We start from the raw sequence: 16,445 nt of genomic DNA on the forward strand, positions 1-16,445 counted from the left end.
ATTACACCTGCTGATATAACTGTATTTTTTCGATATATTGTGATGCAGCTTGTTTCGCTTGTTCAGGGTCTTTGTTCTGTGAATAAACTGTAAATACAGGCTGTTCCACATCTGGCAATATGAGCGTCCAACCGCCCTCTGGATGAAAGACTTTGATTCCATCGAGCAACTCTACATTATTATCTCGAATGTCCTCCATCAGTCTTCGCATCACTCTTCCCTTCTTGTCTTTTGGACACGGTACATATTCTCTTAGCATATGCACATCTGGAAGCATCTTTACGAGTTCAGATAGAGTGATCTTTTGCATTGCCATAATTTCTAAAATATGAACAAAAGCATATTGAGCATCATATTGGTAATTTAGAACACCTTTCCCAACTTCCATAATCGATCTAGGGTTAGCTTTTGTTCTAATTAATTTCCCCTTTAAACGTTCAGCGATAGAGTCTAGCGCTGACGATCCATAAACAGGAATTGCCATCTCTTTTTGCTTGCCTTGTGAAAATGCTGTAAATACATATAGAGCGAGCATCGTCTCTTCATCAAGCACTTCACCTGTCTCGGTAATAAGACGCAATGTTTCCCCCGCTTCTCCAATCAGAACACCGATATTGGCATTTGTTACTCTTACAAAGGATGCCATTTCCTCAGGCTTTGTTTGATATGGAGCTGTTAAGATCTCACAGTTTAAACGGTTATAAAGGTTAGGAATAAAGTTTAAATAGGGTTGATGATTGTAATTGACTACAACACGAAACTTGGCTTCTTGAATCCCTTTTTCTTGTATTTCTTCTAGTAGAGCAGATATATAATCTTCGTGTTTGTTCGCTTGAACAGCACCTTTACCGATTCGGTCGAATGAAGCACGGCGATAATCTTCCTGCCAATACGCATTTTCGATCTTTCTTTCAAGATCAGAGTGAATCGGAAGCCCTTTATTATCATAAAACTCGATCATCAACTGCTTTTCTCCTGTAGGGTTTGAGAACCTTACATATACTCCACCTTCTAAACGTTCTTCTTCGATCGAAAAACGAACAACAGGCGCAACCGTAGGACTGATATCAAGCGTATGTACGCCTGATGAATGGAGACCCTGGATAAAGGACTGCTTGATCATAACCGAGAAATCGTGGGAATCACTTGCTATGATGATCTGTGATCCATAAGGAAGAACAGCCCCATATGCTGAAGCGAGTCGTGCAATATAATCCGGCGTAATTTCTACGTTAGCAATCCCCGATACTCCTCTAGACCCGAACAGTGATTTTGTTGCCTTTTTCCCCCACACGATAGAAGTATGAACAAGTGCTTCTTCAAAGATTTCTTTTTCTGGCCAAATTTTCACATCAGGTTTAAGTGTTGCGTTTCTTCCGATCGTACAATGATTGCCGACTACTGCATGTTCAAATACAGAAGCATCTTTTTCTACTTTCGTACCGTTTGCGATCGTAGCTCCTCTTAATTCACACTGATCACCTACAAATACATCGTTCCATAAGACCGTCTTCTTTAAGGAACTTCCAGTGCTGACAACACTATTCTTTCCGACCACAGATAATTTCCCGATATGTGCACCCTTTCTGATAACTGCTCCATCGGCGATACTTACAGGTGCATCAATGATCGCGCCGTCTTCGATAAAAACATTTTCACCGACCCAAATGCCTGGTTCGTGCTCTTTTCCAGAGAACGGAAGATTCACTAGTCCGTTTAACATATCGTAATGCGATTGGCGGTACTGCTGCAGACTTCCAATATCAGACCAGTATCCTTCTGCTTGGTACCCAAACAGGTTTTTATCTTCTTTCATTAGTAAAGGAAAAAGATCTTTACTAAAATCGACTGGAACATCCTTTTCAATGTAGTTAAATACTTCCGGCTCTAATACATAAATCCCTGTATTTACCGTATCACTGAATACTTCATTCCAGCTTGGCTTCTCTAGAAAACGAATAATCTTTCCTTCTTGATTTGTCATGATGACACCATATTCCAGAGGGGAATCTACTTGTTTCATGAAAATCGTAGCCAAAGAATTGTTTTCTTCATGAAATTCAATTCCTTTAGCAAGATTAAAGTCTGTTAAAGCATCACCGCTGATTACAATAAACCGCTCATCTAGAAATTCCTCAGCATTTTTAATCGAACCTGCTGTTCCGAGCGGGGAGTCTTCCACAAAATAATGAAGGTTAACACCAAAGTCACGGCCGTTTCCAAAATAGTTTTTAATGGCATCCGGCAAATAATGGACGGTAACAGCAATATCTGTAATACCAAATTTCTTAAGAAGTTCAATTCCATATTCCATTACAGGTTTATGAAGCATTGGTACCATTGGTTTTGGCATATTGCATGTAAGAGGTCTTAAGCGTGTTCCTTTTCCACCTGCCATAATTACACCCTTCATTACACGATTCCTCCCACTTTTGATGTATTTTTTTTATGTGATCCTTCATATAATTCAGCGGTTTTTTCTGCAATAGAATTCCAGCTGAACACGGTTCTCGCAATTTCTTCACCCTTTTGGGCAATCTCTTTACATCGATCACGATTAGATAGAATGAACTCAACTGCCCAAACAATACTATTCGGATCGTTTGGATAAACCTTTAAGCCTGTTTTCTCATGATCAATAATCTCCCTTAATCCACCGGTATCTGATACGATGGTCAGCTTTCCGGCAGCCATGCCTTCAAGCGCTACAATGCCAAACGGTTCATAATGACTCGGGAACAATGCAGCATCTGCTCTAGCAAACCACTCATTTCTTTCTTCATCGCTCACAAATCCTGCAAGATGAACAAATTCTTCTAAATGTTTTTGACTAATCATTTCTTTTAGTTCATCAAACAATGGGCCTTTTCCAGCAATAACGAATTTTACACGCTTTCCATTGTTTCTTAAAATCTCTGCAGCTTCGACGATCGTTTGGAATCCTTTTTCTTTTACTAGTCTTCCAACTGAGAACAAAAGAAGGTCTTGATCACTAATGGTTTGATCTTCAAAAGCTATTTCTGAATGATTAACAATCTGTTCAGGATCAATGCCATTTGGAAGAATCGTAATCTTCTCTTCTGGAATGCTAAAGACATCGGTTAATTCAGATTTCATGTATTTGCTGCATACAATAAGGCTGTCCGATCCATCCATGAGTTCCCATTCTTTTTGGTTGATCTCATATTGTAGCGGTGATGTAATTCCATTATTCCTTCCATGCTCAGTTGCATGAATTGTAGTGATAAGAGGAATATCAAGTTTTTTCTTAATAGCCAGAGCCGCAACTGAAACGAGCCAATCATGTGCGTGTATACAATCAAAATCAAACTTTTTAGCAAGACCAACCGCTTGTTCAACCATCGCCATATTCAAACTTCCGGTCCAGTGAAAGAACGATTCGAAATTCGGCTGTTTGCCTGCAACTCTGTAAACATGAACACCATTATTGACTTCATGTTCTGGATAACCCTCAACAGAAGAAGTTACAACATAAACCTCAGAACCTTGTTCTACCAACTTCCTAGACAGATCAAACACATGTCTTGCTAAACCGCCTACTACCATCGGAGGAAATTCCCAAGATAGCATTAAAATTTTCTTTTTGCTGGCCGTTTTCTTGTTATAGTGGGCTTCAACGTATTCATCGTGCGGGTTTTTAAAGAATTGCCAGAGATCTGTCATAAGAAAAGGAAATTCATTTTCGTAGTCAGAAATTTCTTCCGGATTGTAGCTTTGGTTATTGATCGAATGATTCAGTTCATGAAATCTTTCAATGTGCTGCTGGAAACGGTTCTTTGCATACTGTGATGCACTATTGCCTTCAATAATAAAAGCCCAATCTGAACTAGCAGCAAGCATCCATTCTCTTACCATTTGATTTGCGTAGCGTTCAACGACAATGTTTCCTTTGCCGTTTGAAAGATGAGCGGCAAGCTGAACTAGCTTTCTTTCGCAATGATGCAAGTGTCTATACATCCAAGCGTTCGTCTCGTTTAGCCATACTTCACCTGTTTGATTTTTTCCCCATGTTGAAAAACTGGGTCTCACGGTTTCTAGGTCTTGATAGTGTCTGTTTAAAAATTCTTGAGGTGTAATCCATGTGATGTCTTGGTCAATTGAATTTTTCATTGCTTGAAGTAAAAATTCCGGTCCTTCAAACCACCAGTGTCCAAATAGTTCTGCGTCAAATGGTGCAGTTATAAGCTGAGGAGGATATGATTGTTTGTTCATATGTAGATAATCTGTAATTCGGTGACAGAAATCAAAAGCATGCTGATGCAGTTTGTTTAAAGCCCAATCTCTTTGATACCAATCTTTATTTTCTGTTTTTCCCGTGATACGCCAATACTTTAATCCAGTATCAACCCTTATACCATCAGGATGTATGAAACTCTTAATGTACTCATAATCACGCTCATAAGCTACATCACGATAAAACTCACGATAGTCATAATCTCCGGGGTATCCAACTGATGAGTTCCAAATTGTTTCAGAAATACATTGATTTCTTGAGAACAATGCCACTCCATGCGGAGAATATACAGGTGCTCCAATCCCTTTAGAAGGAACAGGCTTGCTTCTTAACAGCGTTTCTTCATCAACAAATGTATAACGAATCCCTGCTTCAGCTAATACTTTATCTACTCCAGGAGAGTATGCGCATTCTGGAAGCCAAAACCCTTTAGGTTTTTCATTAAAGTACTTTTCAAACGTATGAACACCTGAAAGAATTTGAGCTTTTATGCCCTGCTCTGTTTCGATGTAAGGAAGGAAGGCGTGGGTAGCGGCAGATGTAATACAGTTTACCTTCCCCTGGTCCATAAATTGTTTATACGCATTCGTAATCTTACAGTCATATTTTTGGTACGTTTCCATGATTTTTTTATAACGCTCTTCATAAAACTGAATGACGGCTTGTTCTTCCGGCTGTGTAGACTGTTTCTTTTCTTTCTGAACAAGTTTCATCGTTAGATCTAAATGTTCTAAGTATCGTTTCTGTATCACAGGATCGTTTAATAGTTCTAGAAGTGGCGGTGAAAAGGATAGTGTCCAAGACAAGTATTCAGGCTGTTCTTCGAGTACCCACAATAACGGGATGTATGTCTCAGTAAGTGCCTCAAATACCCATCTTTCCTCTAAACGATTTGCTTCTTTATGTCTCACATAAGGAAGGTGAGCGTGCAAGACCAATGAAAAATACCCGTTAGACATGTTTTACTCTCCTATCTAATTTTTTGATAGTACGAATAGGTTGAAAAGTTCTCCAGCCATTCAGGTTGGCTTACATCCTGATGTTTCCATCGTTCTATCTTTTCATCATGTAAACTGTTATAAGGATCAGGACTTGTTTCAGCAGGATTTGAACGCAGAAGTGTAAAAAAACTTCCATCAAAAGTGCGTGTTCCAATATCCACAATATAGGTTCTGCCTGGTTCTAATGATTGAAGAAACCAATTATTAGTCATTGGAGGAAGCTCTACTTCAAATGTACGGTGTGCATTATGTCCAAAGAAGTTAATATCCGTCACATCATAAACTTTCAATACAGAAGGAAGTTCCTCCCACTTTGTCCGGAAATGATGTTCTGCCATCTGCTCGATGGCTTCTGTGAGACTCCAATAGGCATACAAACTATCAGAAGTTCGCGGCATTAGACACACAATGTCTTCTTCATATTCATATGGCATCGACCATTTTTCCTTCTGTTTAACGGCTACGGCTTCAGGAGGAAGATCATGATGTAATGGCGTTTGCTGCTGGCGGTATTTATTCCAGCGGTATTGAACCTTTCCTAAAGACATGTTCATCCTTTGTGCGATCTCTTGCAGCGTAAGACCTTTTTCCTTTAACTTCACAATATCTTCGATCAAGTTCATCACCTCATCCTAATCAATTATTCTAATAAACTTAGTTTTATACCTCATTTTTATTAATCGTATCACCGTATATTTTTATATACAATGTGTCAAAAAAGTCGAAAAATGGCGCTTCCATGCCCCACTTGAGATTTTTGCATATGTAAAGTTTTTGAAATCGGTTTCCTCGTCAGATTATTCTGTCAAATTGACAAAGTAGGACAAAAAACGCCAATGTTGAACCGAATTAACTTAACACCGCAAGTGTGCTTTGTAAGAAAATAGTCGAATTGTAGCAATTTGTGTAAATCTTTACGAAAAAGCCTATACCATAGGCAAATACTATGTTATAAAAGTAAAGTGTATAGCTTTATTTTAGGGAGGATTTTATGGAGTTTGCTATTTTTGGATTGTTACTTGTAGGTGTTATTCTTTTGATTCTTTCCTTTAGAAAAAATCGTGAGAACTCAGTTGAAACTCAGCTGGAAAATTTCACGATTCAGCTAATGAAAGAAATCTATCAAGTTAAAAAGAAGTTAAAAGTTCTTGAAGATGAAATGATGATTAACGATAAGAACTAAATTTGTGAGGGGAAATGAGTATGACAAGCAAAAACCTTCGCGGATTTTCAGCAGGTATTATTCTTTCAACTGGTATTTTAGCTGGTTTTTATTATACAGCGGATACAGATACAGATTCTGTGTTAACAGAGGAAACGGTATCTCAATATCTTTCTGAAAAAGGCGAAATTGCAATTTCAAAAGACGAATTTACGGCATTAAAAGAAACACAAACTGCTGCTCTAGTTCCTGCAGCTAAGGAAGAACCAAAGGCTGCTCCTGTAAAAGAAGAGGAAGAAAAAGTATTTCAAATGACTTTGACTATCACCCAAGGAATGACAACGGGTGAAGTCTGTGACCTTTTACAAAAAGGGAATATCATTAAAGACAGCAAAGAGTTTTTAAAGTATTTACGTTCTAACAACCTAGAAGGTGCCGTTAGAGCTGAAGCTCATCAAGTAAACAGCAACATGAACTTTGATGAGATCGCTAAAGAGATTACAAGTTCATAATTGTACATAAAAAAAGAGCAAGCGCCCTGCGCTTGCTCTTTCTATATTTAATCATTCAATCCGTATCTTTTTCCTTTGACTAAGAAGATAATGCTTTCTGCAATATTTGTAGCATGATCTGCAGTACGTTCAATATATCTGCATACAAACAATAATTGACTGATCTGAGAAAGCTGCTCAGGATGCTGAGTCATGAGTTCTAACAACTCTTTAATGATCTTTCCGTATGTTTCATCAACAAAATCATCAAGTTCACCAAGTTCTTTTGCCAAAGCAACATCTTCATCAATGTATGCTTTTGTCGCAGTTCTTAGCATATTAATGGCATGATGAGCCATCTTAGGTAGTTCTTCCAGTGGTTTGATAAGTTCTTCTTTTCCGATCCGAATCGTAGATTTTGCAATATTTACTGCAAAATCTGCCATTCTTTCAATATCGGATGAAATCTTGATGGCAGCAATAATTCTCCGTAAATCCGAAGCAACTGGAGCTTGTTTTGCAATCAATAAAATCGCCATATCGTTTATTTCATCTTCAAGTACATTAATACGGTTGTCATTTTCAATAATCTGCAGGGCTTTATCCAGATCTTGATTTTTTAATGCATCGACAGAAAGTTCTAACGCTTCCTCAGTAAGTTTAGATATTTGGACAATTGCTTGTTTCATTTCTTCTAATTGAAGCTGAAAATTTTCACGAACAACCATTTATCTCACTCCTATTCTTTTTTTTAGCCAAATCGTCCTGTAATATAATCTTCCGTTCGCTTATCTGAAGGATTCGAGAACAATGTGCTTGTATCTGTATACTCTACAACTTCCCCATTAAGGAAGAATGCTGTACGATCTGAAATACGAGCTGCTTGCTGCATATTATGTGTAACGATAACAATGCTGTAATCTTTTTTCAGTTCTTGAACAAGCTCTTCAACTTTTAAAGTCGAAATTGGATCAAGAGCAGATGTTGGTTCATCCATCAAGATTACATCTGGTTCAATCGCAAGACAACGCGCAATACATAAACGCTGCTGCTGTCCTCCTGATAAACCATATGCATTCTCATTGAGACGATCTTTAACTTCATCCCAAATCGCTGCGCCTCTTAAGCTTTTTTCAACAACTTCATCTAATACTTTTTTGTTTTTGATCCCATGTATGCGCGGTCCATAAGCCACATTGTCATAAATGGATTTAGGAAACGGATTCGGCTTTTGAAATACCATACCTACTTGTGTACGAAGTTCTTCTACACCGTATTTAGGATCAAAGATATTTTTATCTCTGTAAACAATTTCCCCGGACATACGAACAATGGGAACCATTTCAACCATTCTGTTCAACGTTTTAATAAACGTTGATTTCCCACACCCTGATGGCCCAATGATTGCAGTAACTTGTTTTTCAGGTATATCAAATTTAATATCCTTTAATGCATGATCTTGTCCATACCATAAGTTTAAATTGTTTATATTAAAGACAGGTGTGAAATCCTGATCTTTTTCTCCTTTTTGTACCAATTGTTTATTAATTGTAATATCCATGTTTTTGTCCTCCTTCTCTCTGTTAGAAGCGCTTATGAAACTTATTTCGAATAAATACAGCGATTGAATTCATGATCAGCAAGATGATCATCAAGATTATGATTCCACTCGCTGCGAGCATATGGAACTCTTCTTGAGGTCTGCTCGTCCAGTTGTAGAGCTGGATAGGCAGTACCGTAAACTGTGAGAATAAATTTTCTGGAACAAATGCAACATATGCTAGTGCACCTAATACTAGTAAAGGTGCAGTTTCCCCCACTGCACGAGATAGGGCTAAGATCGTACCAGTCAAAATACCAGGAAGCGCGGCAGGAAACACAATTCTTCTAATGGTTTGCCATTTTGTAGCACCCATGCCAAATGAAGCTTCCCGAATTTCTCTCGGAACGGTTCTGATCGCTTCTTGAGAAGCAACAACAATAACAGGAAGAATCAATAAACTCATTGTTAGTCCACCGGCCAGCACACTCGATCCGAGTCCAGCTAGACGGACAAAGATTGTAAGTCCCAGCAACCCGAAAACAATCGATGGAACACCAGCTAAGTTAGAGATATTTATCTGAACAAATTTTGTGAACGCATTTTTCTTCGCATATTCTTCTAAATAGATAGCCGTTCCAACACCAAGAATAAATGAAACAGGCGCCGTAACCGCCATAATCCAGATGGTACCTAAGAGCGCTGCCCAAATACCAGCTCGTTCAGGCATCCTAGATGCGAAATTCGTAATAAAGTCTAGACTTAAATAAGGTAATCCTTCTGTTAGGATTCTATAGATCAAAACGCCTAATACAAGCAGGGAGAAGCATGTTGCAAGGATAAACAGGAATTTAGCAAAGCCGTTCGCTGCTATTCTGCTCCCCATTTTCTTTTTAACAGACTCTTTATTAATTAAACCCATTAATATTCCTCCCTAAACTTGCGGGAAATAAATTGAGCAAGTAAATTCATAATTAACGTAAATACAAATAACGTCATACCTACAGCATAGATACTGTAATAAATCGTAGTTCCATATCCTGTATCACCCTGGCTGACTTGAACGATATAAGCCGTCATCGTTTGAATGGATTCTGTGACATTAATATCGGCAGTCGGCCTAGATCCACCAGCAATGGTTACGATCATTGTCTCACCAATTGCTCTTGAGATACCTAGAACAAATGAAGCAATTACCCCAGATAGTGCAGCAGGCAAAACAACTTTGATGGCAACTTCAAACCGTGTTGCTCCTAAAGCCATAGCCCCTTCTCTCATAGCGTTTGGTACAGCATTCATAGCATCCTCTGATAACGATGCAATCATAGGGATGATCATTATTCCTACCACAATTCCCGGGCTTAAAGCATTAAAGATCGAAATGCCGCCTGGAATAATTTTATCTAATAAAGGTGTTACAAATGTGAGCGCGAAGAATCCGTAAACAATCGTTGGGATTCCAGCTAAAACTTCAAGAATTGGTTTAATCATCTTTCTCGTTTTTGCTGATGCATACTCACTTAAATATATAGCTACAGCAAGACCTACAGGGATGGCAACAACCATCGCAATGGCTGTAACGGTCAATGTTCCCAAAACGAGAGCAATAATCCCGTAGTCTGCATTTTCGTCAGAAGTAAAAGGAAACCACCGAGTATTCGTGAAAAATTCAACAATTGAAATTCTGCTGAAAAACGTAAATGTTTCTGTTAACAAAGTAAATACGATGCCTAACGTTGTAAAAATAGATATAATAGCACAAATTAAAAAGATTTTTGGAACTACCTTTTCCATTACCGCCGATTGACTTCTTGAAGATTTATTCTCCTGAATCATAGAGCGGATTGATTTTTGGTTTGTTTTATCTCTGGACACCAACAAGACCTCCTATAATTCGACAATACTAAACAGGTGAAAGGTGAGGAGATCTCTCGCTCCTCACCCTTTATTATTTTCCTAAGTTATTCCATAAGAAATTCTTATTTACCTGCAAGCTCATCAAGCTTTTTCATTTGCTCTTCGTACTTTTCTTTCGGAAGTGATACATACCCGATTGAATCAGATGATGCAAGTTCACCTGCATTTTCAAGAGCAAACTTCATATACTCATAAACCGCTTCATTTTCTTTTAGAGATTTGTTGTTAACATAAGTGAACAACGGGCGAGAAAGTGGTGCGTATTCACCAGATTCGATTGTTTCAGGAGTTGGTTCTACAGGACCGTTTCCACCATCGATCGGAACAGCTTTAACTTTATCTTTATTAGCTTGGTAATATGCATAACCGAAGAATCCGATAGCGTTTTTAGAACCTGTTACACCTTGAACAAGTACGTTATCATCTTCAGATAGTTGAGCATCACGACGCATAGGCTTTTCTTCAAGAATTACTTCATCAAAATAATCGTATGTTCCAGAATCTGTACCAGGAGCATAGATTTCGATTTTTTCTTTAGGCCATCCTTCACGAACATCAGCCCACGTTTTTGCAGCTTTTTCTTCAAGGAAAATCTTTTTAAGTTCATCTAGTGTAAGGTGATCAATAAAATCATTTTCTTTTGGTACAACTACTGACAAACCGTCTTTTGCTAGTTCGAACTCAGTAAACTCAATGCCTTTATCTGTAGCAGCTGTTTTTTCTTCATCTTTAATCGGGCGTGAAGCATTAGCAAGATCAAGTTCTCCACGAACGAATTTTTCAAATCCACCACCAGTTCCAGATACTCCTACAGGAGCTTGAACATCAGGATTCGATCCTTGGAACTCTTCAGAAACAGCTTCCATAATTGGGAATACTGTGGATGATCCGTCGATTTTGATTTTACCGCTTAGATCTCCGCCGCCAGCAGCTCCATCTTCACTCTTGTTTCCACACGCTGCAGCGAAAACTAGGATTAGTGACATTACTGCCAAAAGGTACACAGACTTCATTTTCTTCATCTTGATAGGTCCCCCTAAATATGATTTTCGTCTTTTCATGTTAGAGAATACTCTCAGGTCATGAACCCTTTTTTAAAAGCTTGTTTCTTTCTTACATGTTCTACAATAAACCTTGAATGTGAACTACGTTTTAATGAATTGTAAAGGTATTGTTAAGACTTGTTGATCGACGAATACATTCTTATTCTTTACTAAGGCTACCTATATATACAAAAAAGAATCACGCTTATGTTAACGTGATTCTTGGATTTGATCTTTATCTTTAGTACCCGGTTTAGTTGGAATGCCTTCTTTTTTCATTGAGAAATAAGCATCAAGTACACCTTCAGCGATTTCACTGTTCGTATTACCTTCTTTTATATTCGGTACTACAACTGCAAATGCCACCTCTGGATTTTCGTAAGGTGCATATCCGATCAGCGTCTTATTTACAACACCAGTAGCTTTATCTATTTCAGCTGTACCTGTTTTTCCTGCTGGATTATAATCTTTGTTCCTGAACTTCCATGCAGCTGTTCCAGCATTTCCGTGCATAACTTCATAGAATCCTTTTTGTACAACGGCGATTTCACTTGGTTTCATTTCAATTCTATTCAGTACATCCGGTTCAAATCGATAGAGAAGTTTTCCTAATTTATTTGGATCAACGGATGGCTCTCTTACCTCTTTTAACAGGTGCGGCTGCATTCTAAGACCGCCGTTAGCAATAGTAGAAACATACTGTGCCATCTGCATCGGAGTATAGGTGTCAAATTGACCGATAGAGAAAAACATCGCTTGTGATAGTTCATTACTCATTCCTGTGTTATAACCAGTCGCTTCAGAGGGAAGATCTATTCCAGTTGGTACACCAAGTCCAAACTGACTGTATGAGTTTCTTAAAATATTGAAAGCATCTTGTACTTTGTTCTCTTTAAAGCGCTTATTGGAATAATCATATCCCGCTAAACGCATAGCGATATGCCACATATATACGTTTGAGGATCTTTCTAGTGCTTCAATAGCGTCAACAGGCCCCATATTTTCATGTGATTTTAACGGACGACTGTCACCAAAAGTTAATGGCGCATCATAGATAATCGTATTTGGCTTGATTACCCCTTCTTTAAGCCCCGTTAAGACAGTCGCACCTTTAACAGTTGACCCCATCGCATATGAATCATAAACGTTGCCAAATGGTATGTCTGTAAACTTCCCTGTTTTTCTATCATATTTCTTAGCAGCCATCGATAATATTTCCCCAGTATTCGGGTTCATCATAACAACATAAGCACTGTTTAATTTGTTGTTGTCATAGGCAAATTTGCCGCGAATGGCATCTTTTAATTTATCTTCTACGACTTTTTCAACTTCTTGCTGGAGATCCATGTCGACAGTCAAAATTAGATCACTGCCTCTAGCTCCATCTTCTTCTACAGGATCTCCTACTGGATTACCCATTTTATCGGTTACATACTTAATTTTTGACTTTGTTCCACGTAAGAGAGATTCATACTGCTCTTCAAGGAAGCTCGTCCCTACCATATCATTACGGTCATTACCACGTGCGGTATAATAATCCATTCTTGATTTTGGTATTTGTTTTACTTGACCAAAGATATCTCTGAAGGAATTACCGTATGGATAAGATCGCTCAGCATCAGGTTTTATATCAACCCCTTCTAGTTCAGGCAAATGTTCACTGATCAATGCGATCTCTTTTTCAGAAGCACCAACCTTAATTCGCTGTGGAGAAAGGGTATAACCACGATCCATCTCACTTTTAATTGCAAGTACTTCAAGCTCTTTATCTGTAAAAGAATCAATATCTTCTTGTTTAACCTTTTGAAGCATAAGGTCATAAAGCTCTTCAGGAGGAGTATCTTTTTTCTCTTCTTTAGATAATCTCGATTCAACTTCTTTTTCATTTAGAAAAATAAAATAGTCTTTTTTATCTCGTTCGGTTAGCTCTTCAAAGTCTTTATCTATAAGATCAGCTAACTTTAAGGCTAATTTGTATCTTTGTTCTGCATCTGCTTCTTGTGTTCTTGTGTATGTAATAGAGAAAACAGGCTCGTTATCAACTACTACCCGGTAATTGGCATCAAACATTTTACCTCGCGGGGCATCCAATTTCGTTGTAACATTCTCGGTTAAGTAAGCATCGCGCTTATATTCTTCACCTTTTACGATCTGGACATAACCAAGTCTAAGAACCAAAACGGAAAATAGAAAGAACACCGATAGAAAGAGGGCATTGATTCGAATAGGTACATGGTTTTTCTTTTTGTTGTCTTTTGTTTTCATAATATTGTAAATCTCCCTTTAAAACAGCACAGACACCTTTAAATAAAGGTGTCAAAAACGAACCGGTAATTATATCTACATAACAATAGTATCCTTATCAAGGCGATGATGTCAAAAGATAATTATTGTTTATTGGGATTGTTTCCGTCTTGCTGAACTTCTGCAAGTTCGATTGTTTTTTTAGGGTTGATTTTAGAGAAAGAAACTTTTCTTAAGCAAAAATAAATTAAAAAATGTCCTGCTCCTAAGATAGGCAGCAATAAAGGAATTCCCTTTTCTTCTGATAGCAGACTAACAACGATGATAAATGTAATGATCGAAATAATTCTCCCTGCATTCAGGTATATTTCTCGAACAACGATATACTCAATTCTCTTTTCATGAATACCACGGCATTTTCCGATAATATCATACGTTAAAGAGACATAGGGAACCAATAACAATGGATAAGCAATTGATACAGATACCCCATATATTACGAGAAGTGTAAATGAAACGGGGAAAAGCAGCATAAAAGGTGAAATAAAGAGCAACAATCCTCCAATAAATATCGCTCTCATTCTTTTTTGCGGTTTTAAATAATGCGAAACACAATAATAGCCAACAAAAGATACAAAGGATTGAACAAACCCGTAAGTTCCGAGAGCAAATTCACTTTTCGAAGCAGTATATACCCATATCACAATTAAAAAAATGAATGTACCTTCACGAAACCCCTGAAAAAAGTGTGCCCTAAGCAACTGCTGCCAAGCTCTATCTTCTTTACGTTCCTGCAATACTTCCCTTATACCAAACCTTCCATCCGCTTTTCTTCGTTTTAATAAAAAACTTATTGCTACTGCCACTAAAAACAATACCATTGAAATCGTAAATATTGTTTCGTAACCTGCATGTTTGTCCATTCTAGTAATGATATACCCTGCACTTAGTGGACCAATCATTCCTGAAAAAGAATTCAGTACACCTAGATATCCGTTAAAAAAATCACGAGTCTCCGGTTCGGTAACTTCCAAAGTCAGTACATTAAAAGCAAGCCAGTAAAATCCTAAACCCAGTCCTAACATAGCTCCCAATAATAAGAGATAGTTGCTCGCCAGCGAACCCATATAAAGGACGCCTATATAAAAAAGAGCAAGGATTAAAACACCTATTCGGAGTACGATAACGCGGTCAATTTTTTTGGCAAACCATCCTGCTAAATAGAAAGCGATCGGCTGCATTACAACAATGGAAAGATTGTAAAAAGCGATGTCTGTTATTTTCCCAGATTGTTTCCACAAGAAAATGTTAACAAACGTATTAGAAAGAGCGGTACTTAGGGTAAATAAACCGCCTACAAATAACAAAAAGAATAAATCTCTAGGGTATTGGTCGGTATCCATGAATTTTTTTAGTCTCATGTTTTCGCCCCCTTACATATCGTCGTTAGTGTCTTTCAAGTCGATAGGGGCTATTCACATTTTCAATAATTGGTTTTTATTGTATAAAGGGGCTGATACGATGTTCGAATATTGGATTTTTGATTCTGTGGATTATGAAAAAATAGAAGACAACACGACGTTAAACAAAGAATTTATCTGGTATTTTCAATCAAAGAATGTATTTGTTATTCAATCCTTTGTTCCTTTCGGTGATGGTAATCTAGCCCTTGATGAAATGTTAGTAAAATTAGCCGATCATTACGAAATTCATGACAAGGGCATAATAAAAAGCCACTGGCAAGCCAGCAGCTTTCAATAATTATTTTGCCTCGTTATAACGCTTTTCAACTTCATCCCAGTTTACAACGTTCCAAAATGCAGCGATGTAATCAGGACGTTTGTTTTGATAATTTAAGTAGTAAGCATGCTCCCAAACATCAAGCCCTAGGATTGGTGTCTTACCTTCCATAACAGGTGTATCCTGGTTTGGTGTGCTTGTAACTTCAAGCTCTCCATTGTTTACAACTAACCAAGCCCAACCTGAGCCAAATCTAGTTTTACCAGCGTTCGCAAACTCTTCTTTAAATGCATCCAGGCTTCCGAATTTGCTGTTAATTTTATCAGCAAGCTCTCCAGTTGGCGTGTTAGCTCCGCCTGGTGCGATCACTTCCCAGAAAAGACTGTGGTTAGCGTGTCCACCGCCATTGTTTCGAACAGCATTTTGGATACTTTGCGGAAGAGCATCAAGGTTTGAAAGAAGATCTTCCAAGCTCTTGTTTTCTAATTCAGCTTGCCCTTCAAGAGCAGCATTTAAATTATCAACATATGTTTTGTGATGGCGACCGTGGTGGATCTCCATTGTTTCCTTGTCGATATGCGGTTCAAGTGCGTTTGTTTCATAAGGTAATGCAGGCAGTTCAAATTTAGCCATGTTCATTTCCTCCTTATAATATGTAGAGTTTTATATGTTCATTTTCAAGATAGCTTGAAAAGTGAAACCATTTAATCAACTTACTTGTTTAGAAAGTATTCAACATGTTTACCTTATCAAATTTATAGCGAACTTTCAATTTTAAAACACTGTACCTTTTTTAAATAATAAAAAAACCTTACGGCACGCCGCAAGGTTTATATGTATAATATGGTGGCTCGAGACGGAATCGAACCGCCGACACGAGGATTTTCAGTCCTCTGCTCTACCGACTGAGCTATCGAGCCATTTTTTATATATGGAATGGATCTCTGAAAAATATGTAATGGAGGAGGTAGAGGGATTCGAACCCCCGCGGGTCGTTAAACCCCTGTCGGTTTTCAAGACCGATCCCTTCAGCCGGACTTGGGTATACCTCC

General features: G+C 38.0%; 14 protein-coding genes and 2 tRNA genes. 3 read left to right on the plus strand and 13 right to left on the minus strand.

Annotation, left to right across the window (positions count from 1 at the left end; genetic code table 11):
- Position 1: 1 nt before the first annotated feature.
- From AWM68_RS13110 to AWM68_RS13120, 3 genes are read right to left on the minus strand one after another with little or no spacing between them, the layout of a single operon-like run.
- The gene (locus tag AWM68_RS13110) at positions 2-2,413 is read right to left on the minus strand and encodes a sugar phosphate nucleotidyltransferase (protein WP_066242369.1); all 2,412 of its coding nucleotides are present in this window, start codon (positions 2,411-2,413) and stop codon (positions 2-4) included.
- The gene (locus tag AWM68_RS13115) at positions 2,413-5,214 is read right to left on the minus strand and encodes a 1,4-alpha-glucan branching protein domain-containing protein (protein ID WP_066242372.1); all 2,802 of its coding nucleotides are present in this window, start codon (positions 5,212-5,214) and stop codon (positions 2,413-2,415) included. The genes AWM68_RS13110 and AWM68_RS13115 overlap by 1 nt, the downstream gene beginning before the upstream one ends.
- A gap of 11 nt (positions 5,215-5,225) precedes the next feature.
- Complete coding sequence (locus AWM68_RS13120) at positions 5,226-5,879, minus strand: DUF4912 domain-containing protein (protein WP_066242375.1); 654 nt, start codon at positions 5,877-5,879, stop codon at positions 5,226-5,228.
- A 368-nt stretch (positions 5,880-6,247) separates the two neighbouring features.
- Here AWM68_RS13120 and AWM68_RS13125 point away from each other — a divergent pair, with 368 nt between their 5' ends.
- Positions 6,248-6,439 carry a hypothetical protein gene (locus AWM68_RS13125; RefSeq protein ID WP_066242378.1) on the plus strand — a complete coding sequence of 64 codons (192 nt, stop codon included), beginning with the start codon at positions 6,248-6,250 and terminating at the stop codon, positions 6,437-6,439.
- 20 nt (positions 6,440-6,459) lie between these two features.
- A complete protein-coding gene (locus tag AWM68_RS13130) occupies positions 6,460-6,930 on the plus strand; it encodes a hypothetical protein (RefSeq protein ID WP_066242381.1) in 471 nt (156 codons plus the stop codon).
- Positions 6,931-6,977: 47 nt separating this feature from the next.
- Here AWM68_RS13130 and phoU read toward each other — a convergent pair whose 3' ends face one another.
- The 7 genes from phoU to AWM68_RS13165 all read right to left on the minus strand — a co-directional run bounded on the left by phoU (position 6,978) and on the right by AWM68_RS13165 (position 15,074).
- The gene (gene phoU, locus AWM68_RS13135; RefSeq protein WP_066242383.1) at positions 6,978-7,637 is read right to left on the minus strand and encodes a phosphate signaling complex protein PhoU; all 660 of its coding nucleotides are present in this window, start codon (positions 7,635-7,637) and stop codon (positions 6,978-6,980) included.
- Positions 7,638-7,660: 23 nt separating this feature from the next.
- Positions 7,661-8,470 carry a phosphate ABC transporter ATP-binding protein PstB gene (gene pstB, locus AWM68_RS13140; RefSeq protein ID WP_066242386.1) on the minus strand — a complete coding sequence of 270 codons (810 nt, stop codon included), beginning with the start codon at positions 8,468-8,470 and terminating at the stop codon, positions 7,661-7,663.
- Positions 8,471-8,492: 22 nt separating this feature from the next.
- Positions 8,493-9,371, minus strand: a complete 879-nt coding sequence (gene pstA / locus AWM68_RS13145) for a phosphate ABC transporter permease PstA (protein WP_066242389.1) — start codon at positions 9,369-9,371, stop codon at positions 8,493-8,495.
- Positions 9,371-10,327 carry a phosphate ABC transporter permease subunit PstC gene (pstC, locus tag AWM68_RS13150; RefSeq protein ID WP_419865582.1) on the minus strand — a complete coding sequence of 319 codons (957 nt, stop codon included), beginning with the start codon at positions 10,325-10,327 and terminating at the stop codon, positions 9,371-9,373. Before pstC ends, pstA begins: the two co-directional genes overlap by 1 nt.
- A 101-nt stretch (positions 10,328-10,428) precedes the next feature.
- Positions 10,429-11,388, minus strand: a complete 960-nt coding sequence (locus AWM68_RS13155) for a PstS family phosphate ABC transporter substrate-binding protein (RefSeq protein ID WP_066242392.1) — start codon at positions 11,386-11,388, stop codon at positions 10,429-10,431.
- Between the two features lie 231 nt (positions 11,389-11,619).
- Positions 11,620-13,674 carry a penicillin-binding transpeptidase domain-containing protein gene (locus AWM68_RS13160; protein ID WP_066242394.1) on the minus strand — a complete coding sequence of 685 codons (2,055 nt, stop codon included), beginning with the start codon at positions 13,672-13,674 and terminating at the stop codon, positions 11,620-11,622.
- 122 nt (positions 13,675-13,796) lie between these two features.
- Entirely contained in the window at positions 13,797-15,074 is a 1,278-nt protein-coding gene (locus tag AWM68_RS13165; RefSeq protein ID WP_066242397.1) for an MFS transporter, read from the minus strand.
- Positions 15,075-15,174: 100 nt separating this feature from the next.
- Here AWM68_RS13165 and AWM68_RS13170 point away from each other — a divergent pair, with 100 nt between their 5' ends.
- Positions 15,175-15,414 (plus strand): hypothetical protein, encoded by a 240-nt coding sequence (locus AWM68_RS13170; protein ID WP_066242399.1) that lies wholly within the window; start codon positions 15,175-15,177, stop codon positions 15,412-15,414.
- On the opposite strand, the gene AWM68_RS13175 is transcribed toward AWM68_RS13170, so the two are convergent.
- From AWM68_RS13175 to AWM68_RS13185, 3 genes are all read right to left on the minus strand, one after another.
- Complete coding sequence (locus tag AWM68_RS13175; RefSeq protein WP_066242402.1) at positions 15,415-16,026, minus strand: superoxide dismutase; 612 nt, start codon at positions 16,024-16,026, stop codon at positions 15,415-15,417.
- Between the two features lie 211 nt (positions 16,027-16,237).
- A tRNA-Phe gene (locus AWM68_RS13180) sits at positions 16,238-16,313 on the minus strand.
- 39 nt (positions 16,314-16,352) lie between these two features.
- A tRNA-Ser gene (locus tag AWM68_RS13185) sits at positions 16,353-16,445 on the minus strand.

The sequence above is a fragment of the Fictibacillus phosphorivorans genome, assembly GCF_001619875.1.
In the GTDB taxonomy this organism is placed as follows: Bacteria; Bacillota; Bacilli; order Bacillales; family Fictibacillaceae; genus Fictibacillus; species Fictibacillus phosphorivorans_B.

What these genes read in the sequence shown, in the direction of transcription:
- AWM68_RS13110 (WP_066242369.1), bottom strand. Translation starts at nt 2,413, where the DNA reads ATGAAGGGTGTAATTATGGCAGGTGGAAAAGGAACACGCTTAAGACCT.
- AWM68_RS13115 (WP_066242372.1), bottom strand. Translation starts at nt 5,214, where the DNA reads ATGTCTAACGGGTATTTTTCATTGGTCTTGCACGCTCACCTTCCTTAT.
- AWM68_RS13120 (WP_066242375.1), bottom strand. Translation starts at nt 5,879, where the DNA reads ATGAACTTGATCGAAGATATTGTGAAGTTAAAGGAAAAAGGTCTTACG.
- AWM68_RS13125 (WP_066242378.1), top strand. Translation starts at nt 6,248, where the DNA reads ATGGAGTTTGCTATTTTTGGATTGTTACTTGTAGGTGTTATTCTTTTG.
- AWM68_RS13130 (WP_066242381.1), top strand. Translation starts at nt 6,460, where the DNA reads ATGACAAGCAAAAACCTTCGCGGATTTTCAGCAGGTATTATTCTTTCA.
- phoU (WP_066242383.1), bottom strand. Translation starts at nt 7,637, where the DNA reads ATGGTTGTTCGTGAAAATTTTCAGCTTCAATTAGAAGAAATGAAACAA.
- pstB (WP_066242386.1), bottom strand. Translation starts at nt 8,470, where the DNA reads ATGGATATTACAATTAATAAACAATTGGTACAAAAAGGAGAAAAAGAT.
- pstA (WP_066242389.1), bottom strand. Translation starts at nt 9,371, where the DNA reads ATGGGTTTAATTAATAAAGAGTCTGTTAAAAAGAAAATGGGGAGCAGA.
- AWM68_RS13155 (WP_066242392.1), bottom strand. Translation starts at nt 11,388, where the DNA reads ATGAAGAAAATGAAGTCTGTGTACCTTTTGGCAGTAATGTCACTAATC.
- AWM68_RS13160 (WP_066242394.1), bottom strand. Translation starts at nt 13,674, where the DNA reads ATGAAAACAAAAGACAACAAAAAGAAAAACCATGTACCTATTCGAATC.
- AWM68_RS13165 (WP_066242397.1), bottom strand. Translation starts at nt 15,074, where the DNA reads ATGAGACTAAAAAAATTCATGGATACCGACCAATACCCTAGAGATTTA.
- AWM68_RS13170 (WP_066242399.1), top strand. Translation starts at nt 15,175, where the DNA reads ATGTTCGAATATTGGATTTTTGATTCTGTGGATTATGAAAAAATAGAA.
- AWM68_RS13175 (WP_066242402.1), bottom strand. Translation starts at nt 16,026, where the DNA reads ATGGCTAAATTTGAACTGCCTGCATTACCTTATGAAACAAACGCACTT.